The sequence below is a fragment of the Streptomyces capoamus genome, assembly GCF_014654935.1.
Taxonomy (GTDB): Bacteria; Actinomycetota; Actinomycetes; order Streptomycetales; family Streptomycetaceae; genus Streptomyces; species Streptomyces capoamus.
Genome location: NZ_BNBF01000001.1, coordinates 248,147 through 270,196, shown reverse-complemented (window position 1 = coordinate 270,196; position 22,050 = coordinate 248,147). Strand labels below are relative to the sequence as shown.

Below are 22,050 nucleotides of genomic sequence, written 5' to 3'. Positions count from 1 at the left end.
CGGGGTCGGCGCCGAGGCTGGTCCGGTCGGGCGCGCACAGCCGGTCGTGCACCGTGTCGAAGGCGGCCGAGCGGGCCAGCGTCTCGGCCACCTGGCAGGCCCGCAGGGCACCGTCGAGCACGAGCGAGGTGGGGGTCTGGCCGGTGGCGTGCACGGCGGCGTTCGCGCAGGCCAGCACGAGGTCCATGCGGTCCTCCCCGAGCCGGGTGCGCAGCCAGGCACGGAAGCGCGGGTTCTCGCGCAGCAGCGTCACGGCCGCGGTCAGCATCCGGGGCGAGGGCGGCAGCCGCAGGGCGTAAGCGGTCAGGGCGACGGCGGTGCCGATGCCGTCGGCGGCGAGCGTGGCCGCCGCCTGGCGTACCCCGGCCGGGTCGGCCGGATGCGTCGTCTCCTCCAGGTCGTCGGCGGCCAGCACCAGCCCGTGCCGCTCGGCGAGACCGGCCGCGTGCGCCAGGACCCGGTCGGCGGCCTCCTCACCGGTGGCGGTCACCACCAGCCGGGCGAGTCCCTGGTCCCAGTAGGCGAGGAGCACGTCGGGGTGGTCGGCCAGCGCGGCGGCCATCCTGCGTGCCAGGTGTGCCGTACCGCCGGCGTGCCGCGCGTGCTCCGGGTCCAGGGGCCGCACCGCCAGGTGGGCGCGGGCACCGGACCGCCAGTGGTCACCGGCGCCGGGCAGCGCGTTGCGGGCCACCCGCGCCACTCGCGCGACGGCGTCCGCGCCGCGCACACCGGCGCGCGCGGTGCCGGCGGCGGCGCCGGCGGCCAGTCCGGCCGCAGGTGCCGCCGCCCGCGCGAGCAGGCGTGGCGCCGCCGGCAGCAGGCGGGCGGCGGTCGCGGGTGCCGTCAGCAGTCCGGGCACCATGACCTCCTAGAGCGTGGTGCGGTCGGGCCGCGCGGTCGGCCCGAGCGGGCCGGTGGACGTCCTGCCGTGAGCCGCGTCGGACGGATCGGCCGACTCCGGGTGCCCGGTCCGGCCCGAGGCGTGACTGCCCGAGGCATGTGTGCCCGGTGCGTGTGTGCCCCCGGGCGTCGTGGTCCCGGGTGTGGTGGTCCCGGGTGTGGTGGTCCCGGACCTCGTGCCCCCGGGCGTCGTGGCCTGGGGTGTGGTGGTCCCGGCGGTGGCCACCGGGCCGGGCCCGTGGCCCCCGCCGCCGGACCTGAGGGCTGCGCTGCCCAGGTCGTGGGCGGGTTCGGGCTCCCCCGCGCCCGCGTCCCCGGACCGTGCCGGCCGGGGTTGCGTGAGCCAGGCCACCGCCGCGCCGGTGAGCGCCACGGGCCACTCCACCACGCCCGCGGCACCGAGCACCCCGGCCCCCGCGTACACCGCCATGCGCCGGCCCCGGGGGGAGACCGCGCCGACCTTGTCCAGTGTTTCCTCCGCGGCCCTGGTCACCGTTCCGGCACCGGGCACCCTGCGCAGTACCGAGGCAGCGCCGCGCAGGGGCGCCGTGAGGACCGACGACGACTTCTGCTCAGCCATGACTCTCCTCGGGTGAGATCGTCCCGCGTGCCCGCCGAGTTCCCACGACCGTGCTGGTCATCCCCTCAGGTCTCAGGGCACGACACCTCTTCTCAGGGAACGCCACGCACCCCGCCGGCGCTACCCCGGGCCGCGTATCCGTGGTTTCAGGAGGCGTGCCGGAACAGCCCGCCGGGCACGGCCGCGGCCAGGGCCCGGTACCCCTCGGGGTTGAGGTGCAGCCAGTCCCCGGCGTGCAGGGCGGGCAGCAGCCGGCCGGGGTGCGCGGGATCCCGCACCGCCCGGTCGAAGTCGATCACCGCGTCGAAGTGGCCGGGGGCGCGGATCCAGTCGTTGACGCGTTGCCGGGTGGCCTCCCGCTCCCCCGCCGGGTCGTCGTACAGGGTGCTGCCGCCGAACGGGGTGAGGGTCGCGCCGTACACCCGGATGCCCTGGGCGTGGGCGCGGACGAGGATCTGCCGGTACCCGGCGATCAGGTCGTCGGTCACCGCGCGCTGCGCCGCGGGCGTGGCCTCGGCGGTGCCGATGTCGTTGACGCCTTCGAAGACGATCAGCCAGGACACCGCGCTGCGGGACAGGACGTCCCGGTCGAGACGGGCGAGCACGTTGGGGCCGAGTCCGTCGTTGAGGACGCGGTTGCCGCCGGCCGCCTGGTTGAGGACGGCGATGCCGGACGTGCCCGGGCGGTCGTGCAGGCGGTCGTAGAAGCGGTCGGGCCAGCGGTCGTTGCCGTTGGTGGTGGAGCCGCGTCCGTCGGTGAGCGAGTCGCCGAGGATCGCGACGGCCCGGCTGCGGGCGGGTGCCAGCACCTCGACGTCGCTCAGCAGGTACCAGTGGTCGACGGCGGTCGCGCCCGGCAGGTCCGGGTCGCCCGTGTGGTCGCCGTGCAGGAGGTACGACGTGGTGCGCGAGCCGGGGTGGGAGGTGAGCGCGAGCGAGGCCTGGCCGCGCGCGGTGTACGCGGTGACGGTCAGCTCGGACCCGGCTCGCAGCTCGAAGTCCAGCGGGTCGGACACCATCTGCGCGCCGACGGGGACGGTCACGGCGGGCCGGTCCGCGAAGGTGACCCGGTGCAGGCTCCCGGGCTCGACCGCGTCGACGCCGGCCCTGCCGTCGCGGGGCAGGGCCACGGTGACGGCGGTGAGCGGCAGCGGGGTGTCGCCGTAGGCGTTGGAGAAGCGCAGCCGGATCCGGGGGCCGCCGGCGGTGACACGCACGGTCTGCCGCAGGGTGGTGTCGACGAGCACCGACTTCTCACCGGTGTACGGGGCGGGCGGCAGGTTGGCGGGCTCGGTCAGCTGGGGCATGCCGGTCCAGGTGCTCACCCAGTGGCGCCCGGGGCCGGCCCCGGCAGTCGCCGGAGCCGGCCCGGTGACGAGCGCCGTGAGGGCGGAGGCCGTCACGAGGAGGGCGAGGACGAGGACGCAGGTGCTGAGCAGGGTGACGAGCGGCGTTCCGCGGGACGGCTTCACGGGGGCCTTTCCGGGAGACGAGACCGGTCGGTAGGGACCGGGCGGGCGGGGGCGGGGACCACGGGGGGCAGGGGCCGGGTGTGCGGGCAGGGGGGCGTGGGACAGGGGTGGGGCCGTACGGGCAGAGACCGGGTGTGCGGGAGGGACGGCGCGCGTGCCGACGTGAGGGCCGGCGAACGGGGCCCCTGCTGACGCGGCGGGGACCGGCCCGCGTCGCGTAGTGCGGAACGGCGTTACGGACGCGCGGGCTGACACGGCTGGGACCGGGCCGACCTGACGAGGGCCTGCCGACACGGCCGGGGGTGCGGGTCTGTACGGCCGCGGGTGCGGGCCGGACCGGTCGGGGCAGGCCCGCACCCGGTCGTCACCCCGTGGCGCAGGCGCTGCCGTTGAGGGTGAACGCGGCCGGTGCCGCGCTGTTGCCGGTGTGGGTGGCCTGGTAGCCGATGGTGACGCTCGCGCCGGGCGCGATGGTGGCGTTGTACGCGGCGTTGGTCGCCGTCACCGCGCCGGAACTGCCGCTGTAGCCGGCGTTCCAGCCGTTGGTGAGGGTCTGGCCCGCCGGGAGGGTGAACCCAAGCTTCCAGCCGTTCACCGGAGTCGTACCGGTGTTGGTGACGGTCACGGAGGCGGTCAGACCGGTGCTCCAGGCGCTGACCGCGGTCGTCACCTTGCAGGCGGCGCCGGGCGGTTGCGGTGTGGTGCCGCCACCGTCGAGGCCGAAGAAGGTCAGCGCACGGGAGGCCATGCCCCGGCTGTAGAGGTTGTGGCCGACGCCCTGGAGGCTGATCGCCTCGACGGGGGCCCGGTCACCGGTGGCGCCGTAGCGGGTGCGGGTCCAGCCGGCGACGGGCGTGTCCGTGGCAGCGGGGGTCTGGCCGAGGCCGTGCACGTTGGTCCACTGCTTGATCGCCTCCCCGAAGTTGGGGTAGCGCAGGGTGTCGTCCTCGGTGCCGTGCCACAGCTGCATGCGTGGGCGCGGACCGGTGTAGCCGGGATAGGCGGCGCGCACCAGGTCGCCCCACTGCTGCGGGGTGCGGATGACGGTGCCGCCGGAGCAGGCGCTGTTCCACTCGGAGCCGTCGGTGGTGGCGAAGCAGCCGAAGGGGACGCCGGAGAAGGCGGCACCCGCGGCGAACACGTCGGGGTAGTCGCCGAGCAGGACGTTGGTCATCATCGCGCCGGAGGAGATGCCCGTGACGAAGACCCGGCCGGTGTCGGCGGCGTAGGTGCGCGTGGTCCAGTCGACCATGGACCGGATGCCGACCGGATCGCTGCCGCCGCCGTGGCGCAGCGCCTGCGGGGAGGAGACGTCGAAGCACTTGCTGGCGCGGGTCACCGACGGGTAGACGACGACGAACCCGTGCTGGTCGGCGAGCGAGGCCCATTCGGTGCCGGAGTACATCGCGGGCGCGGAGCCGCCGCACCAGTGCACGGCCACGACGACCGCCGGGTGCGCGGTGACGCCGGCCGGCACGTAGACGTACATCTGCAGGTTGCTGGGGTTGGCGCCGAAGCCGGTGACCTCCGTGAGGGTGGCGGTGGGTACGGCCTCGGTCCGGGCGGAGGCCGGGGGCGCGGCGACCGCGAGTGCCGCGAGGAGCGGCAGCAGTCCACCGAGGAGGGCCACAAGTGCCTTGCGGAGGGCGGTTCTCGAGCGGTGCGGTGTGCGGGGCACGTCATCTGTCCCTTCTGATCGCGGCTCGTGCGGGGCGTGCTGCGTGCGCGTCGTGCGGGGAACCATCCGGCATCGTGGCATGGACGAGCCCGCCATGGAAGCGCTCCCACGCAGTTGCGTGCACGAGAAGGAGCCGTGCGCGACCGGTTGACTAGAAAGCGCTTGCACCTTACGGTCCCGTTCATCACCGTGACCGGCGGGAGTCGATTCTGGCCCTCCTGGCTCGCGATCCCCTGCATATGCGTTCCATTCAGCGCACGATATTCATGTAGCTGACCCGCACGTGACTCAGCCCCCACAGAGAACGGACGCACTCGCATGCACCTCAGAGGAGTTTCCGGCACGGCCGCGACGGCCGTCGCGCTGGCGACCGCGGTCCTGGTCGCCCTGCCCCAGCCGGCGGGCGCCGCCGACTCGGCCGCGGTCGGCTTCGGCGCCGGCACGACCGGCGGCGGCAACGCCCCGGCGGTGACCGTGTCCACCCTGGACGCCTTCAAGGCCGCCGTGACCGGCAGCGCGGCGAAGGTGGTGAAGGTGAACGGCCTGATCAAGCTGAGCGGTCAGGTGGACATCGGCTCCAACACCACGGTGCTGGGCGTCGGTTCGTCCTCCGGATTCACCGGCGGCGGACTGCGCCTGAAGAAGGTGGGCAACGTCGTCCTGCGCAACCTCACCATCAGCAAGGCCGTCAAGACGGACGCCATCACCGTCCAGACCGCCACGCAGGTGTGGATCGACCACAACTCCCTGTCCTCCGACCGCGACCACGGCAAGGACTACTACGACGGCCTGGTCGACATCACGCACGCCTCCGATCACGTCACGGTGTCCTGGAACGTCTTCAAGGACCACTACAAGGGCTCACTGGTCGGCCACAGCGACAACAACGCGGCCGAGGACACCGGGCACCTGCGGGTGACGTACCACCACAACTGGTTCGACCACGTCAACTCCCGCACACCGAGCCTGCGGTTCGGCACCGGGCACTTCTACGACAACTACGTCGTCGGCGCCGAGACGGCCGTGCACTCCCGCATGGGCGCGCAGATGCTCGTCGAGAGCAACGTCTTCCGCGAGACCCAGGTCGCCGTCACCACCAGCCGGGACAGCGACGTCGACGGATACGCCGTCCTGCGCGGCAACGACCTCGGCGGAGCCGCCACCGAGGTCTCGCGGACCGGCGGCTTCACCACCCCGCCGTACGGCTACACAGCCGAACCCGCCTCCGGTGTCGTCGCCTCGGTGACCTCGGGCGCCGGGACCGGAAAGATCTGACCCCCACTCGGAAGAAGGCATTCGGGACATGACCCCATCAGCGACCCCGCGCGGCCTGCTGGGCGGCCTGGCCACCCTCGGTCTCGTGTTTGGCATGATCATGACATCGACGCCGGCGGACGCGGCCACCTGGCCGACCCCCAGCGGCAGCCAGCCGGTCTCCGCCACCATCTCCGTGTCCGGCACCAAGGACTACGGGATGAAGCGGCTGTACGGCAGCGGGGACCTCGGCACCGGCGGGCAGAACGAGGACCAGGACCCGCTGCTGGAACTCGCCCCCGGCACGGTCCTCAAGAACGTCGTCATCGGCTCGCCCGCCGCGGACGGCATCCACTGTCTGGGCAGCTGCACCCTGCAGAACGTCTGGTGGGAGGACGTCGGCGAGGACGCGGCCACCTTCCTCGGCTCCTCGTCGTCCAACGTCTACACCGTCACCGGCGGCGGGGCGAAGGAAGCCAGCGACAAGGTCTTCCAGTTCAACGGCGCCGGCACGCTGGACGTGTCCGGCTTCGCCGTCAGGAACTTCGGCAAGCTCGTCCGCTCCTGCGGCAACTGCAGGACGCAGTACAAGCGGACGATCAACATCGACAACATCGAGGCGACCTACAAGGGCACCGCGCTCGTCGGCATCAACACCAACTACGGCGACAGCGCGACCCTGCGGAACATCACCGTGGTCGGCGACTCCGGCCACAAGATCGTGCCGTGCCAGAAGTACATCGGCAACAACACCGGCAAGGAACCGTCGAAGAACGGCTCCGACCCGGACGGCACGTACTGCAAATACTCCGGCTCGGACATCACCTACAAGTGAGCCGGGCGGGCCGGGCCGCCATGACGGCCCGGCCCGTGGTCACGCCCCGGCGGTCCGCCGGCGCCACTGCCCGGACAGGACGAGGTGCGCGGTCACACCGAACACCAGGCCCCAGAACGCGGACCCGATGCCGAACAGGGTGACGCCGGAGGCGGTGGCCAGGAAGGTGATGAGCGCGGCCTCGCGGTCCTTCTCCTCCTTGACCGCACCGGTGATGCCGCCGGCCAGCGCCCCGAACAGCGCGACCCCGGCGATGGCGGCGACCAATTCCTTCGGCAGTCCGGCGAAGAAGGCCACCAGGGTGGAGCCGAAGGCACCGATCAGCAGGTAGAAGGCGCCGCACGAGACACCGGCCACGTAGCGCCGGCGCGGGTCGGGGTGGGACTCCGGGCCGGTGCAGATCGCCGCGGTGATCGCGGCCAGGTTGATCGCGTGCGACCCGAAGGGGGCGAGCGCGGTGGAGGCCAGCCCGGTGGTGCCGATGAGCAGCCGGTCCTGGGGCCGGTACCCGGAGGCGGTGAGCACCGCCATGCCGGGGGCGTTCTGCGAGGCCAGGGTGGCCAGGATCATGGGCACCGCGATACCGACGAGCGAGGCGACGGAGAACGCCGGCGTGGTCAGCACCGGCCGCGCCAGCTCGATCTTGTCGACGTGGACGTGCAGCCGGGACGTGGCCGCACTGCCGACGACGCCCACGGCGAGCGCGATGAGCACCGCGTACCGGGGCAGCAGCCGCTTGGCCACCAGGTAGGCCACCAGCACGGATCCGGCGATCACCGGCGCCGTCTTCAGCGAGGTGAACACATGGGTGCCGAAGCTGAACAGGATGCCCGCCAGCATCGCGGAGACCACCGCCGCCGGCACCTGGCGCATCAGCCGTCCGAACACCCCGGTGAGCCCGATCAGCGTGATGACGGCACCGGTGATCAGGAAGGCGCCGACGGCCTCGGCGTAGGAGTAGGCGCCCAGGCTGGTGACCAGGAGCGCCGCGCCCGGCGTCGACCAGGCGGTGATGACCGGCATCCGGGTGCGCAGGCTCAGCCCGATGCAGGTCAGGCCGCTGCCGATGGAGATGGCCCACACCCAGGAACTGGTCTGTGCCGTGCTGAGGTGTCCGGCCGAGGCCGCCGAGAGCACGATGACCAGCGGTCCCGAGTAGGACACGACGACGGCCACGAGGCCCGCGAGGACGGCGGACAGGGACGCGTCGCGCGACAGCCGGGGCGGGGGCGCCGGTTCGCTTTCCGCGGCGGGGCGGGGTTCTCCCGCGGGATCGCGCTCTCCGGCCGGGCCGGGCGGCGCGGCGGTGTGCGCCGCGCCCGCAGGGATGTCTGTCTCGGGGGACTCGGGACTCAACGGTCTTCCTTCGCGGCCCGTTCCAGGGCCTCTTCCAGGTCGGCGACGAGATCGGCCGGGTTCTCCAGGCCGATGGAGAGGCGGACCATGTCCTTCGGCGCGGTGCTGTCCGGTCCCTCGAAGGTATAGCGGTGTTCGATCAGACTTTCCACGCCGCCCAGCGAAGTGGCCCGGATGAACAGCCGGCAGTGCTGGGCGACACGCAGCGAGCGCTGCCAGTCGCCGGCCACGTGCAGGGAGAGCATGCCGCTGAATCCGCCGGTCATCTGGCGGGCGGCGACCGTGTGCCCAGGATCGGTGGGCAGGCCGGGATAGGCGACCCGGCTCACCAGCGGGTGCGCGGCGAAGTGCTCGGCGAGGGCCTGCGCGGTGGCCGATATCTGCCGCATGCGCGGGAACAGCGTGCGGATGCCGCGCATCAGGAGGTAGGTCTCCAGCGGGCCGAGGAGCGGGCCGGTCAGCCTGCGGTGCAGCTGGAGCCGCTCCCAGAGGGTCGCGCGGGCCTCGGTGCGCTCGGGCGCCAGTACGAGGAAGCCGGCGACGACATCGGTGTGCCCGTTGAGGTACTTGGTGCCGGAGTGCATGACCACGTCGGCGCCGAGCTCGAAGGGGCGGCTGTGCACCGGGGTGGGCACCGTGTTGTCGACGCCGAAGAGGGCACCGGCGCGGTGGGCGATCTCGCCGACGGCTGCCACGTCGGTGACCGTCCAGGTCGGGTTGGCCGGGCTCTCCGCCCACACCAGGGCGGTGGGGGCGGCGGAGACGGCCGCGGCCACGGCGTCCAGGTCGTCCATGGGCACGTGGACGACCTCCAGGCCGCGCTGCGGCCCGAACTCCGTCAGCCACTTGGTCAGCCCGAAGTACATGGTCCGCGGCACGACGACCCGGGAGCCGCCGGGCAGCACCTGGAACACCGCGGTGGCCGCCGCCATGCCCGAGGAGAACACCAGCGCTCCGGCGCCGCCCTCCAGCCCCGCGACCACGTTCTCCACCTGCTCGTAGCCGGGGCCGCCCTGGTCGCGCAGGTACGCCAGGCCGCCGGGGAGCCGGTACTCGGCGTCCCGGGCGTAGGTAGCGGCGAGGCTGACGGGCGGTGGTACGGCGCCCGTGTCCGGGCCCCGCCAGCCGTCGCCCTGCGCGGCCCGGGTCTCCGGCCGGTACCGCGTCGTCCAGGGCGTGAACTTCTCGCTGTTGGTCATCGCATCCTCGTGATCACGGACGGCAGGGAGGTGCTCAGGGCGAGTTCCGCGTCCCTCAGTGCGCGGGACGGCACGCCCGGAGAGGGGACGTAGTGGTTGTAGTAGCTGGAGCCCTCGGTGTGCGGGCCCAGGAAGAACAGCCGCGGCTGCGGGGTCCCGGCGTGGTCGACGCCCCGGCCCTCGCGGGTGACCTCCAGCCCGTGCGCGGGGCCGCCGCGGCAGCCGAGGGTGCGGACCCGGCCGGCGCCCACGAGCCGGGCGAGCATCGAGCCGGGCACGCGGTCGGGGGCGGGTTCGCTGAGGTGCGCGTGCACGACGTGGTCGACCTGGACCGCCGCGGGCCGCCGCAGGGCGGTGGACTCCAGGACCCAGGGGCCGCGCCCCGCCGGGGCGACGACCTTGGGCCGCGGGCCGGGACCGATCTGGACCAGGCCCGCCCGCACCAGCGACAGCAGCTCGGCCGAGCGGTCCAGCTGGGGTCCGGTGACCAGCCGGTTGACGGTGGCGGTGAAGTCGCCGAAGAACACGGCGCGGGACGCGTCGTCGAGGCCGGGCGCGTCCACGACGGTCCGCAGGACGTCCCGGTGGTCCCGCAGGACCTCCAGCGCCTCCTTCAGCGGGCTGGCGCCGAGTCCGGCCCGGGCCTCGGCCAGGTCCGCCGCCACCTCCGCGGTGAACCAGCGGGCGTAGGCGTCGTGGTCGTCCCAGCGCCGCCCCGCCGGGGCCGGGGAGAGGATCCCGGCCAGCGGGCTGGGTCCGTGATGGGCGCGGCACCGCGCCAGCAGTGCCGCGTATCCGGTCCGCCGGGCGCGTTCGGCGAACTCCCGGCCGGCGGCCGCCGCGTCACCGCACTCGCGGGCCCGCAGGGCGCGGTAGTACGCCAGTTCCATCTCCGCCTCGACGAGCGGCACCACGTCCTCGCGGAAGTGCAGGCGGCCGTCGGCACGCCGTCGCCGCAGCCGTGCGACACCGTCGGCCGTCAGCGCGAGCGGTGCGCGGCGCACCCGGCCGGGGCCGAGGTGGGGCCGGGCGCGCGCGGGCAGGCCCGACCGGTTCGCCAGGACGATCCGGGGTTCCCGGCCGCTCGGTACGTACCGGAGCCCCGACGCGTGCGGTGCGTGCCGGCCGCCGCGGCCCAGGGTCAGGCTCGCGACGACGTCCATGGCGGTCAGGCCCGTGCCGAGTACGGCGACGCGCTCGCCCGGCGCGACACCGTCGAGGGCTTCGGGCAGCGGGTACGGGCGGGTGATCAGCCCGGGGTCGGCGGCCGGTGCGGGCGGGCGGTACAGGGAGTGGTGGCCGACGGTGACGAACACGGCGTCGGCGTCGAGCACGGTGCCGTCGGCGAGTTCCACCAGCTCGGTGCCGGTGGGGCCCGGTCGCACGTCGGCCGCCTCGCAGCGGTGCCGGACGACCGTCAGGCAGTCGGGCGCCGCCGCGATGATCTTCTCGGCGGCCCAGGCGAGGTACTCGCTCAGCAGCCTGCGCGGCAGGAAGTCGTCGGGCCGTATCCGGCGCCCGAGGCCGGCGCGCACGGTGTAGCCGTCGTCGGCCAGGCGCAGGTCCCGCCCGGCGCACCACTCGGCGAGCGAGGGGCCGGTCAGCGGGACCGGACCCTCGACCATCTGCTCGTCCGCGAACGCCGTCAGCTGGCAGCAGACGGTGTTGAGCAGCAGGTGGTCGGGCTGGCCGGCCAGGTGGAACCCGGGGCCGGGGGGCCGCGGGTCGACCAGGTGCGCGGTCACCGGCGCGGGGCGGGTGAGGCAGTGGGCGACCAGGCGTTCCAGGAGTCCGAGGCCCCGGGAGCCCATGCCGATGATCACCACGGACGGTCCTGCGGAGGTCACCATCGGCGTGTCTCCCCGAAGAAGTCGGGGATCTCGACGGCCGTGCCGGCGCGGCGCGCCTGTTCCAGGACGAAGGCGCCGAGCGCGAGGTCCAGTACGCCCAGGCCGAACGGCGAGAAGATCACCGGGCGCCCGGCGTCGGGCGTGACCGCGCCGTCGAGTACGCCGGCCAGCGTGCCGGTGACGAAGTCACGCCCGCCGCTGACCTGTTCGGCCAGGTGCGGAGAGGTGTCGGCCTTCAGGCAGTGGTCGACGTCGTCCAGGATGTTCTGGGCCCCCAGCACCACCTCGGGGGCCAGGTCGCGCAGCGAGACGTGCAGGACGAGCTGGCCGGGCGCGAACGGCGTGGTGACGTACGGCTTCAGCGCCGTCGTCGCGAACACGACGGTGTCGGCCGCGAGGGCCTCGGTGAGGTGCGCGGTGAAGGAGACTGGCGCCTGCCGGGTGGCGCGCAGGTGCTCGACGAGGGCCCGGCCGGAGGGCTCGTGCAGGTCGTGGACGAGCCAGGAGTCGGGGACGCAGTCCGCCGCGTGCAGGTAGTCGCAGATCGCGCGGGCGATGACCCCGGCCCCCACGACCGCGATCGTCCTGCCCCGGTGTCCCTCCGGGCGCAGCGCGGTGGCGGCGACGGCCGCGGAGGCGGCGGTGCGGGCGGAGCTGATGGTGGCGGCCTCCAGGCAGGCCACGGGGTAGCCGGTCGCGTAGTCGTTGAGGACGAGCACGGCGGAGGCGCGGGGTGTGCCGGACTGCGTGTTCTCCGGGAAGCTCGCGATCCACTTGATGCCGGCGACACCGGCCTCGGGGCCGAGGAAGGCGGGCAGCGCGATGATGCGCGCGTCCGGTTTCTCCGGGAAGCGCAGGAAGTAGCTGTCGGGATTGACCGTCTCGCCGGTCTCGTGCAGGCGATAGGTGCGGCGCACCAGGTCCAGGACTTCACGGCGGTGGTCGCCGAGGACGTCGCGCACGGTACCGCCCGCGACTATTTCAAAATTGAACACTTTGCGTTTCCCCCGTCTCGGGTGGTCGCCCGAGCTTTTCTTCGTGACGGACTTTCAGAGATGTCCGGGCCAGCGCTCGGCCACCCAGGAATCGTCGTAGACGGACTCCAGATACCGGTCACCGAAGTCCGGCGAGATCGCCACGACGACGCTGCCGTCGGGAATCTTCTTGGCCGTGTTCTGTACCGCGCTGAGCACCGTGCCGGTCGACCCGCCGAGCAGCAGGCCGCGTTCCCTGGCGAGGGTGCGGCACATGTCCACGGCTTCCGTCTCGGCGATCATCACCACTTCGTCGACCATGGTCTCGGTGAGGATTTCCGGCCGCCTGCTGGTGCCGAGACCGGGTATGTGACGGCGGCCCGCCGGTCCCCCGAAAGTCACCGATCCCGTGCTGTCGACGGCGATGATCCGCGTCCCGGGGCTGTGCCGGCGGAAGAACTGCGCGCAGCCCATGAGCGTGCCCGTGGTGCCGGCGCCGACGAACACGTAGTCCACGTGACCGAGTTCCCTGAGGATGGACCGCCCGGTGCGCTGCCGGTGGGCACGCGGGCCCGCCGGGCTGGCGTACTGGTTGAGCCAGTGCAGGTCGGGTTCGCGGCTCAGGCGCTCCTGGATGTGGTCGATACGGGACTGCAGGTAGCCGCCGTTGCCGTCCCTGGCGGTCACCACCACGACCTCCGCGCCGAGGGCCTCCATCAGGCGGACGGTCTGCGGGCCGGCGTTCGGGTCGGTGACACAGGTGAGGGAATACCCCTTGGCGGCGCAGACCATCGCCAGGGCGACTCCCAGGTTTCCCGAGGTCGATTCGATGAGCCGGGTCCGCGGAAAGCGGCACCCGGAGGCCTCGGCTTCTTCTACCAGGGCCACCGCGGTCTTGAGCTTCACCGAGCCCGCGGGATTGAGGCCCTCGATCTTGAGGAAGACGGAACTTCCCGGAACCAGTTGATGGAGCTGGACGAACAGATCGTCCAGCACGAGGTCGTACACTTCTTCCGCTATCACCAGAATCCAAACCGTAGAACCGGGCACGCGCGGCGCGGTCGACGCCGGTGCTGACGGTGCCCATCGGGCTTGCCGGTCGGTGCGGTGCGCTTTAGTGAGCGCACGCTACGCAGAAGGGACTTCTTTCCCCCGTCCCCCAAGTATCGCCGTATCCCCCAGTCATTCGTCGCGATGACGCCACTGTCGCATGAAGCGCCATACAAGACAAGCAAATTCCTGCCAAGGGCCAGTCCCTTAAGGGGCCTTAACTTTATGAATGAGTCATTCCGCGGTGGGATTACTCCCGTTCACCCGCGTCCAGCGTCACACCCACCTCCCGCCGGTATCCGGCGTACGCGCGGCGCAGTCCCTCCCCCGGCCAGTCGGCCGGCAGCAGGGCGGACGGCAGGACCGGGTCGGCGAGCAGGTGGCGGACGGCCGCCGCGTAGGCGGTGAACCGCTCGGCCGGGTGCTCGGCCCGGGCGGCACGGTCGAGCAGGGCGTGCGCCACGGCCGCCCAGTCGGCCAGCGGCCAGAGCCTGGCGGCCAGCTCCCGCGGGGGCTCGTCGGGGCGCGCGGTGTACGTCAGGGCCACCCGGTGCAGACCGGCGGGCAGCGGGCGGTCGAGGTTGGCCGGGCGCAGCCACACGCCCTCGCGCAGTTCGGCCAGGCGCAGGGCGGTCAGCCGGTTGCGCAGGTCGGCGCGTTCGGCGGGGCCGCGGCCGGTCGCCGTGATCACCACCATCTCCCAGTCGCCGTCCCACGCGCGCGTGCGGGGCTGCACGGCCTCGTCCTGGCGGCGCTGACGGGCCAGCAGGCGGTCGCTCAGCCGGTAGACGCCGTCCGCGCGCCGGAGATCGCCCGCGGCCACCATCCGGCTCAGCGCGGCCCGCAGGGTGGAGCCGCCGACCCCGAACGGCTCCACCAGCCGGACCAGGTCCTTCACGGGCAGCTCGGGCGGGTGCGCGCCGAGCAGCAGACTCAGCACGACCGACCGGGCGGACAGCGGTCGCAGACCGGCCCCGTCGGGCTCCGCGGAGACGTTCATGCGCATGACCCCGCACTCTACGTGTGCCGTGTTGTTGCATCATTGCTACGACCGCAGGAAGAGTGCAACATGCTCCTATGGTCTCGATGCCCACGCAGTCGCAGTCGCAGTCCCAGCCGCAGTCGCCGTCCCCGTGGCCGGAGGCCACGCACGACGTCACCAACCAGCCCCCGCCCCTGACCCCGTACGACTCCTCCGACGACCCGGCCCTGCTGGAGGGCCTGCGCCGGGAGGGCGCCGGGTGGGCCGAGGAGGCCGTCCGGCGCCTCGGGGCGCGCGCCGGCAGCGCGGAGGCGCAGGAATGGGGTGAGCTGGCGAACCGGTACGAGCCGGTGCTGCGCACCCACGACCGCTACGGCCACCGCGTCGACGAGGTCGAGTTCCACCCCAGCTGGCACCACCTGATGCGGACGGCGGTCGCCGAGGGCCTGGCGGGCGCCCCCTGGGCCGACGACCGGCCGGGCGCGCACGTCGCCCGGACCGCGAGCGGACTGGTGTGGGGGCACACGGAGGCGGGACACGGCTGTCCCGCCTCGATGACGTACGCGGCCGTTCCCGCCCTGCGGGCCCAGCCGGATCTCGCCAAGGTGTACGAGCCGCTGCTCACCAGCCGGGAGTACGACCCGGAGCTGCGCGTCCCCACCGAGAAGCCCGGACTGCTCGCCGGGATGGGCATGACGGAGAAGCAGGGCGGCTCCGACGTGCGGACGAACACCACCACGGCCACGCCCACCGGCGAGGCGGGCGTGTACACGCTGCGCGGGCACAAGTGGTTCACGTCGGCGCCCATGTGCGACGTCTTCCTGGTGCTCGCGCAGGCCCCGGGCGGGCTGTCGTGCTTCCTGGTGCCGCGGATCCTGCCGGACGGCAGCCGGAACACCTTCCGTATCCAGCGGCTGAAGGACAAGCTGGGCAACCGGTCCAACGCCTCCTCGGAGCCCGAGTTCGACCGGACGCTGGCCTGGCTGGTCGGGCCGGAGGGGCGGGGCGTGAAAACCATCATCGAGATGGTCAACTGCACCCGGCTGGACTGTGTGATGTCCTCCGCGACCCTGATGCGCAAGACGCTGGTCGAGGCGGGCCACCACGCGCGCCACCGCGGCGCGTTCGGGGCCCGGCTGATCGAACAGCCGCTGATGCGCAACGTCCTGGCCGATCTGGCGCTGGAGTCGGAGGCGGCGACGACGCTCACCCTGCGGCTGGCCGGCGCTGCCGACCGGGCGGTGCGCGGGGACGCCGGGGAGCGGGCCTTCCGGCGCATCGCCACCGCCGTCGGCAAGTACTGGGTCACCAAGCGGGGCCCGGCGTTCACCGCGGAGGCCCTGGAGTGCCTGGGCGGCAACGGGTACGTCGAGGATTCCGGCATGCCCCGGCACTACCGGGAGGCCCCGCTGCTGTCGATCTGGGAGGGCTCCGGGAACGTCAACGCGCTCGACGTGCTGCGCGCCCTCGGCCGTGAGACGGACACGGCCGAGGCCCTCTTCGCCGAACTCGCCCTCGCGCGCGGGGCGGACGCCCGGCTCGACACGGCCGTGGCGGCCCTCCGGGACCAGATGGCCGGAACCGATCAGACGGGCGCCCGCCGGCTGGTCGAGCGGATGGCGCTCGCCCTCCAGGCCTCCCTGCTCGTCCGGTACGCCCCGCACCCGGTCGCGGACGCCTTCTGCGCCACCCGGCTGGGCGGCGACTGGGGCCACGCTTTCGGCACCCTGCCCGCGGGGGCCGACCTGGACGCCATCCTGGAGCGGGCGCTGCCCGGCCGGAACTGACCCCCTCCGCGCGCGCGTCGGGCGCCGCCGCCCCGTGGCCGGTCCACGCCGACGGATCGCACACAGTCAGCGGATGATTCCGTACCGTTGTCGGTGCCGTGGTGCACACTTCCCGGTCAGGTGGCACTCGTCCGGGGAGGACAACGTGTTCAGCGGGATCGACGAGGTCGACTGGGCCTCGCTGCGGCACGCGCAGGGCAGCGCGGAGGACGTGCCCGGGTGGCTGCGGGCCCTGGCGTCCGCGGACACCGCCGAGCGGGCGACCGCGCTCGACGGCATGTACGGCGCGGTGCACCACCAGGGGAGGGTGTACGACTCGACGCTCGCCTGCGTGCCCTTCCTGTTCGCCTTGCTGGTCCGTGCGGAGGTGCCGGACCGCGGTTGCATCGTGGAACTGCTGGTCAGCATCGGCTCGCAGGCCGCCTCCGGCGCGGGGGGCGCGGACGGACCGCCGGGGCCGGCGGCGGACGGGCGGGCGCGGGCCGCGGTGTGCGCGGGCGCCGAGGTCTTCGCACTCCTCGCGGACGACCCGGATCCGGCGGTGCGCCGGGCGGCGGCCGGGGCCCTGGTGCGCTTCCTGGACGAGCCCCCGCGGGTGCTGGAGGTACTGCGCCGGCGGCTGCGGGCGGAGCGGGACGACCGCGTCCTGACGGCCCTCACGGAGGCGCTCGGCCTGTTCGCGCACCGCTGCCCCGCGCACGCCGGCCGCGCGCTGGACCTCCTGGCCGAACAGAGCCTGCCGCCCTGCGAGCCGGGCCCGCGGCTCGCGGCGCTCGGCCAGCTCGCGCTCCACGCGCCCGGCCGGCTCCCCGCCGATCTGGTGCCGACGGCCGTCCGGCTGCTGCGTCAGCGGTCCGCGCGGCGCCTGCGGCTCCAGGCGGAGCCGGGCACCGACACCCTGGTGCGCCGCATACGACGGCTGCGGCCCTCCGACGAGCAGGGCGCGGTGCTGCTGCGCACCCTGCACCGTGCCCTCGGTGACCGGGTGGACGACCGGATCGCCCTGCTCACCGGGCAGTTGACCAGCCCGGACCCGGTGGACCGGTGCAATGCCGTGTGGATGTCGGCGGGGCTGCTGCGCGGCTGGCGCGGCCCGTACGACGGGCTCGTGCGGCTGCTCGGCGCCCAGCTGGCGGGCGAGCACGACCGGCTGCGGGACGCGGGAGTCTCGGTCCTGGCCGGGCTGTTCGAGCTGGCCGCGCCGGCGGCGGACGACCTGCAGGCGCTGGTGGCCGCGCGACCCGATCTGTGGACGCACCGCTGGGAACGCTGCCCGCCCACGCTGGGCGGCCCGCTGAAGGCGCTGGCCAGGACGGGCGATCCGCGCGCGGTGCCGCCCCTGGCCCAGCTGCTGGCCGGCCCGGCGGCACCCGTCGGGCTGGGCCGGGAAGTCGCCCACCTCGGCCGGGCCGCGACCGCGCTGGCCCCCGCGGTGCGCCACCGGCTGGGCCGGGTCCCGCTCGCCTCGCCCACCGCCGCCCGGCTCGCCGCGCCGCTGCTGACGGCGGTCAGGGCCGTCGGGGACCGGGACGCCGTACCCGAGCTGCTGCGGCTGCTGGCGGGCGCTCCCGACGGTCTGGGAGCCCGGGACGCGGTCGCCGGCCAGGTGATCGAGACGCTGACGGAGCTGGGCGCGGCCGCGCAGGCGGCGCCGCTCCTGCGCACGCTGCTGCACACCCGGCACGCGGCCACCGCGGCGGGCGCGCTGTGGTCGGCGGACGGGGATGCCGCCGCCGTGGTCCCCGTCCTGCTGCGGGAGTCGGCGCGACCGGATCCGGACATCCGCCGCCGCGCCGCGCGGCAGCTCGCCCGGCTGGGTCCCGCCGCACGCGTCGCGCTGCCCGGACTGCGCCGGCTCGCCGGTTCCGGGCCGGTGCGGGACCGGGTACCGGCCGCGTGCGCGCTGTGGCACATCGCCGGGGACCCGGACCCGGTCCTGCCCGTCTTCCGGACCGCCTGGACGGCGGACCCGCGCACCCGCTCGTCCATCGCCCGCTGCATGACCGGCATGGGCCCCGCGGCCGCGCCCCTGTACGACCTGGTCACCGCCGAACTGAGGTGTCCCCGCCGGCACACGGCGGGCGGGGGCCCGTACGGGGACCGGGACATCCCGGACGACGAGGAACTGCTGCGGATGTGCCGGGACATGGCCGCCGGGTCGTAGGCGGGACCGGCACGTCCCGTCCGGCTCGGCACTTCCGGCTCGGCACTTCCGGCTCGGCGCGTCCGGGTCAGACCATGCGTCCCCACTGGGGCCCCAGGCGAGACCACTCGGTGTCCCAGGCATCCATGCGGCGGCGTTCCAGGCGGCCGCGCACGGTCAGGCCGGCGACGAGGGGGACCGCCGCCGCGCCCGCACCGACCAGGAGGCCGATCAGGGTGGCCCGGAAGGCCGCCTCGGAGGCGGTGGCGGGCGGGGAGACGAGGTTCCCCTGCGGATCGGTCCACACGGCGACCGGCGTACCGGGCTTGCTGCCGGGCTCCACCCGGACCTGGCCGGTGTGGGGGGAGCCGTCGGGCACCGTCCAGCGGACCCGGGTCCAGACCCGTTCACCGGCGGAGGCGTGGCTGCTGTGCGGGGACGACGACCCCGGCACCCGCGCCTCGACCCGCGCGACCACGGGCCGCCGGGCGGCCCGCTCCCGGGCGAGCCCGTCCTCCACCGAACCGGCCGCCGCGAGGCCGGCCAGCACACCGGCCAGGACGGTGAGCACACAGGCACCGAGCACCACCCAGGCCTCCACCACGTCGGCCCGGCGTTTGAGCGGGTTGCGCCGCCAGCGCCACAGCCACACCTTCGGACCACGGAACGCCTTCAAAGGCATCCTCCTCACGAGCGCACCGACCGGCCGGACCGCCCTCCCATACGGGAAAGATCACTCCGTTGCTCACGACGAGCCGTCTCCCCGACGGTCGCACGAGACACCCCCCTCGCGCAGGCACATGCCGCAACGGAACCGGCCGATCTTCGCCGCAACGCGGCGACACAGGCCTGACCTGCGCGGACGCCGCACGGGGCAGGAGTGTCAGTGGCGGGGTGCACACTGGCCCGTATCTGAACGACTACTGGGACAACGGCGTCCCGGAGGTGATCGGCATGACCGAGGTTCTGCTGGCGGTGGGCACCCGCAAAGGCCTCTTCATCGCGCGGCGGCGGCGCGGCGGCCCCTGGGAGTTCGACGGCGGCCCGTACTTCAACGCGCAGGCCGTCTACTCGGTCGCGATCGACACCCGGGGCGCCCGGCCCCGGCTGCTGGCGGCCGGCGACAGCGCGCACTGGGGCCCGTCGGTGTTCCACTCCGACGACCTCGGCCGGACGTGGACCGAACCGTCCCGGCCCGCCGTGAAGTTCCCCAAGGACACCGGTGCCTCCCTGGAGCGGGTCTGGCAGCTGCACCCGTCCGCCGCCGAACCGGACGTGGTGTACGCGGGCACGGAACCGGCCGCGCTGTACCGCTCGGTGGACCGCGGCGAGAGTTTCGAGCTTGTCCGGCCGCTGTGGGAGCACCCGACCCGCTCGCGGTGGGTGCCCGGCGGGGGCGGTGAGGGCCTGCACACGGTGCTCACCGACGCGCGCGATCCGCGGGCCGTGACGGTGGCCGTGTCCACGGCCGGGGTGTTCCGCACGACGGACGGCGGGACGAGCTGGGTGCCGTCCAACTCCGGTGTGTCCGCGGTGTTCCTGCCGGACCCGGACCCGGAGTTCGGCCAGTGCGTGCACAAGGTCGCCCGGGACCCGGCCGACCCGGACCGGTTGTACCTGCAGAACCACTGGGGTGTGTACCGCAGCGACGACGCGGGCGCGCACTGGACCGACATCGGCGAGGGCCTGCCGTCGACGTTCGGCTTCGCCGCGGCCACGCACCCGCGCCAGGGCGGCACGGCGTACGTCTTCCCGATCAACGCCGACGCGGACCGGGTGCCCGCCGGGCACCGCTGCCGGGTGTTCCGCACGGCGGACGCGGGCCGCACCTGGGAGCCGCTGTCCGAGGGGCTGCCCGAGGAGGACCACTACGGCACGGTCCTGCGGGACGCGCTGTGCACGGACGACGGCGACCCGGCCGGGGTGTACTTCGGCAACCGCAACGGCGAGGTGTTCGCCTCGGCCGACGACGGCGACAGCTGGCAGCAGCTGGCCGCGCACCTGCCGGACGTGCTGTGCGTGCGGGCGGCGGTGGTCGGCTGACCCCGCGCACGGGCGAGGGCCATGGGTTGATCGCCGACGGGTGCGCGGCAGTAGGGTGACGCCCGTGGCACCACGACCCTTGCATGAAATCGTCGAACCGGGCTGGGCGAAGGCCCTGGAACCCGTCGCCGGACGGATCGCCGCCATGGGCGACTTCCTGCGCGCGGAGATCGCCGCGGGACGCACCTACCTCCCGGCCGGACCGAACGTCCTGCGGGCCTTCCAGCAGCCCTTCGACGAGGTACGGGTCCTGATCGTGGGTCAGGACCCGTATCCCACCCCGGGGCACGCGGTGGGCCTGTCGTTCTCCGTGGCGCCCGAGGTCAGCCCGCTGCCGCCCAGCCTGATCAACATCTTCCGCGAGCTGACCGGCGACCTGGGGCTGCCCCAGCCGTCCAGCGGGGACCTCACACCGTGGACGCGGCAGGGCGTGCTGCTGCTCAACAGGGCGCTCACCACCGCACCGCGCAGTCCGGGCGCGCACCGCGGCAAGGGCTGGGAGGAGGTCACCGAGCAGGCCATCCGGGCGCTGGCGGCGCGCGGGAAGCCGCTGGTGTCCATCCTGTGGGGCCGTGACGCCCGCAATCTGCGTCCGCTGCTGGGCCGGCTGCCGGCGGTGGAGTCCGCGCACCCCTCGCCCATGTCGGCCGACCGGGGCTTCTTCGGCTCACGGCCCTTCAGCCGCGCCAACGACCTGCTGGTCGAGCAGGGCGGACAGCCCGTGGACTGGCGTCTGCCGTGACCGTCGCCGGGTATCTCGCCGTGGACTCCGGCGGTTCCGGCCTCCGGGTCGCGGTCGGCGTCCCGGGGCGGGGACCCTCGGCCGGGAGCGAGACCCGGGAACCGGTCCGCACGGGCGCCCGGGGCATCGACCCCGGCCACCTGATGGAGCAACTCGTGCCGCGCGCCCGCGCCCTGGCCGCCGAGGCGGGCCTGTCCGGGCTGGGCACGGCCGTGGTCGGTGCCGCCGGGTTCGCCAGCCTGGGCGACGCCCTGCGCGCCGAACTGCCGGGCGCGCTGGCCCGGGAGCTGGGCGTGCGGGCCGTCGCGCTGGCCGCCGACGCCGTCACCGCGTACGTCGGCGCCCTCGGTGCGCGTCCGGGTGCCGTCCTCGCCGCGGGCACCGGGCTGATCGCGGTGGGCACGGATCTGACGACCTGGCGGCGGGCCGACGGCTGGGGGCACCTGCTGGGCGACTGCGGCGGCGGTGCCTGGATCGGGCGGGCCGGCCTGGAGGCGGCGCTACGCGCCCACGACGGCCGCGACGGCGGCTCGGCGGCACTCCTGGCCCTCGCCGAGGAGCAGTTCGGCCCGGTGCGCGAACTGCCCGGCCTGCTGTACCCGCGGACCGACCGGGCGGCCGTACTGGCCTCCTTCGCTCCCCGGGTGGCCGCGTGCGCCGCGGGGGATCCGGTCGCCGCGGACATCCTGCGCACGGCGGCCCGGCACCTGGCCGACTCCGCCGCCGTCGTGTGCCCCGCGGACGGCGCGCCCCGACTCGCGCTCACCGGCGGCCTCTTCAAGATGGGCGACCCGCTGCTGGTACCCCTGCGCGAGGAGCTGGCGCGCAGGCTGCCGCACGCCCGTCAGGTGCCGGCCGAGGGGGATCCGCTGCACGGTTCGGTGCGGATCGCGACGGACCTGGCGACAGGACGGCTCGCCCTGCCGGGCGAACCGGCGATGCTGTTCGTGCGTCCCGCCCCGGGCGGCGGCGCCGGTGGCCTTCCCGCCAAGTGAGCTTCCGCACGCGGCCGGGTGGCCTTCCCGCCGGGTGACCTTCCGCCAGGTGGCCTTTTGCTCCCGGTGGCCTTCCTCCCGGAGCGGCGGTTACATCCCGGTACCCGCCCGTGCGTCCGGTACGTGCCCGCCGCATGTGCCATCCGCGCGTAACTCATCAGACAAAACAGGACGGATACCGCTCACCTGTACCCTCCCCGAACGGCGGAT

Annotated in this window: 17 protein-coding genes and 1 pseudogene; 7 read left to right on the top strand and 11 right to left on the bottom strand. The window is 74.2% G+C overall.

Annotated features, from left to right (window positions below; all coding sequences use genetic code 11):
* The 4 genes and pseudogenes from IE312_RS38390 to IE312_RS01265 form a co-directional block, all read right to left on the bottom strand.
* Nucleotides 1–862, bottom strand: a pseudogene (locus tag IE312_RS38390) (cation-translocating P-type ATPase); the annotation flags it as partial.
* Nucleotides 863–868: 6 nt separating this feature from the next.
* Entirely contained in the window at nt 869–1,480 is a 612-nt protein-coding gene (locus IE312_RS01275) for a hypothetical protein (RefSeq protein WP_189977443.1), read from the bottom strand.
* Nucleotides 1,481–1,626: 146 nt separating this feature from the next.
* Nucleotides 1,627–2,952, bottom strand: coding sequence for an SGNH/GDSL hydrolase family protein (locus IE312_RS01270; protein WP_370467500.1), 1,326 nt, complete (start codon nt 2,950–2,952; stop codon nt 1,627–1,629).
* Between the two features lie 364 nt (nt 2,953–3,316).
* Nucleotides 3,317–4,582, bottom strand: coding sequence for an extracellular catalytic domain type 1 short-chain-length polyhydroxyalkanoate depolymerase (locus IE312_RS01265; protein ID WP_370467499.1), 1,266 nt, complete (start codon nt 4,580–4,582; stop codon nt 3,317–3,319).
* A gap of 366 nt (nt 4,583–4,948) precedes the next feature.
* Here IE312_RS01265 and IE312_RS01260 point away from each other — a divergent pair, with 366 nt between their 5' ends.
* On the top strand, nt 4,949–5,905 hold the full coding sequence (locus tag IE312_RS01260; protein WP_189977440.1) for a pectate lyase family protein: 957 nt from the start codon (nt 4,949–4,951) through the stop codon (nt 5,903–5,905).
* 28 nt (nt 5,906–5,933) lie between these two features.
* Nucleotides 5,934–6,719: a pectate lyase gene (locus tag IE312_RS01255; RefSeq protein ID WP_189977438.1), complete on the top strand. Its 786-nt coding sequence runs from the start codon at nt 5,934–5,936 to the stop codon at nt 6,717–6,719.
* Nucleotides 6,720–6,758: 39 nt separating this feature from the next.
* Here IE312_RS01255 and IE312_RS01250 read toward each other — a convergent pair whose 3' ends face one another.
* The 6 genes from IE312_RS01250 to IE312_RS01225 form a co-directional block, all read right to left on the bottom strand.
* Nucleotides 6,759–8,075: a benzoate/H(+) symporter BenE family transporter gene (locus IE312_RS01250; RefSeq protein WP_370467498.1), complete on the bottom strand. Its 1,317-nt coding sequence runs from the start codon at nt 8,073–8,075 to the stop codon at nt 6,759–6,761.
* Entirely contained in the window at nt 8,072–9,274 is a 1,203-nt protein-coding gene (locus IE312_RS01245; protein WP_189977436.1) for a trans-sulfuration enzyme family protein, read from the bottom strand. Before IE312_RS01245 ends, IE312_RS01250 begins: the two co-directional genes overlap by 4 nt.
* Nucleotides 9,271–11,124, bottom strand: coding sequence for an FAD/NAD(P)-binding protein (locus tag IE312_RS01240; RefSeq protein WP_189977434.1), 1,854 nt, complete (start codon nt 11,122–11,124; stop codon nt 9,271–9,273). Before IE312_RS01240 ends, IE312_RS01245 begins: the two co-directional genes overlap by 4 nt.
* Nucleotides 11,118–12,119, bottom strand: coding sequence for a 2,3-diaminopropionate biosynthesis protein SbnB (gene sbnB / locus IE312_RS01235; RefSeq protein WP_189977432.1), 1,002 nt, complete (start codon nt 12,117–12,119; stop codon nt 11,118–11,120). Before sbnB ends, IE312_RS01240 begins: the two co-directional genes overlap by 7 nt.
* A gap of 54 nt (nt 12,120–12,173) precedes the next feature.
* On the bottom strand, nt 12,174–13,121 hold the full coding sequence (gene sbnA / locus IE312_RS01230) for a 2,3-diaminopropionate biosynthesis protein SbnA (protein WP_229898831.1): 948 nt from the start codon (nt 13,119–13,121) through the stop codon (nt 12,174–12,176).
* A gap of 277 nt (nt 13,122–13,398) precedes the next feature.
* On the bottom strand, nt 13,399–14,154 hold the full coding sequence (locus tag IE312_RS01225; protein WP_189977430.1) for a PaaX family transcriptional regulator C-terminal domain-containing protein: 756 nt from the start codon (nt 14,152–14,154) through the stop codon (nt 13,399–13,401).
* An 80-nt stretch (nt 14,155–14,234) separates the two neighbouring features.
* Here IE312_RS01225 and IE312_RS01220 point away from each other — a divergent pair, with 80 nt between their 5' ends.
* Together IE312_RS01220 and IE312_RS01215 are read left to right on the top strand one after the other, a co-directional pair.
* Complete coding sequence (locus IE312_RS01220) at nt 14,235–15,917, top strand: acyl-CoA dehydrogenase family protein (RefSeq protein ID WP_189977428.1); 1,683 nt, start codon at nt 14,235–14,237, stop codon at nt 15,915–15,917.
* A gap of 145 nt (nt 15,918–16,062) precedes the next feature.
* The gene (locus IE312_RS01215; RefSeq protein WP_189977425.1) at nt 16,063–18,081 is read left to right on the top strand and encodes a HEAT repeat domain-containing protein; all 2,019 of its coding nucleotides are present in this window, start codon (nt 16,063–16,065) and stop codon (nt 18,079–18,081) included.
* A gap of 67 nt (nt 18,082–18,148) precedes the next feature.
* Here IE312_RS01215 and IE312_RS01210 read toward each other — a convergent pair whose 3' ends face one another.
* Nucleotides 18,149–18,742, bottom strand: coding sequence for an Rv1733c family protein (locus IE312_RS01210; RefSeq protein WP_189977423.1), 594 nt, complete (start codon nt 18,740–18,742; stop codon nt 18,149–18,151).
* A 272-nt stretch (nt 18,743–19,014) separates the two neighbouring features.
* Here IE312_RS01210 and IE312_RS01205 point away from each other — a divergent pair, with 272 nt between their 5' ends.
* The 3 genes from IE312_RS01205 to IE312_RS01195 all read left to right on the top strand — a co-directional run bounded on the left by IE312_RS01205 (nt 19,015) and on the right by IE312_RS01195 (nt 21,840).
* Nucleotides 19,015–20,103: a WD40/YVTN/BNR-like repeat-containing protein gene (locus tag IE312_RS01205; protein WP_189978199.1), complete on the top strand. Its 1,089-nt coding sequence runs from the start codon at nt 19,015–19,017 to the stop codon at nt 20,101–20,103.
* 64 nt (nt 20,104–20,167) lie between these two features.
* Nucleotides 20,168–20,845, top strand: coding sequence for a uracil-DNA glycosylase (locus tag IE312_RS01200; RefSeq protein WP_189977421.1), 678 nt, complete (start codon nt 20,168–20,170; stop codon nt 20,843–20,845).
* Complete coding sequence (locus tag IE312_RS01195; protein ID WP_189977419.1) at nt 20,842–21,840, top strand: N-acetylglucosamine kinase; 999 nt, start codon at nt 20,842–20,844, stop codon at nt 21,838–21,840. The genes IE312_RS01200 and IE312_RS01195 overlap by 4 nt, the downstream gene beginning before the upstream one ends.
* The last annotated feature ends 210 nt before the right edge of the window (nt 21,841–22,050 follow it).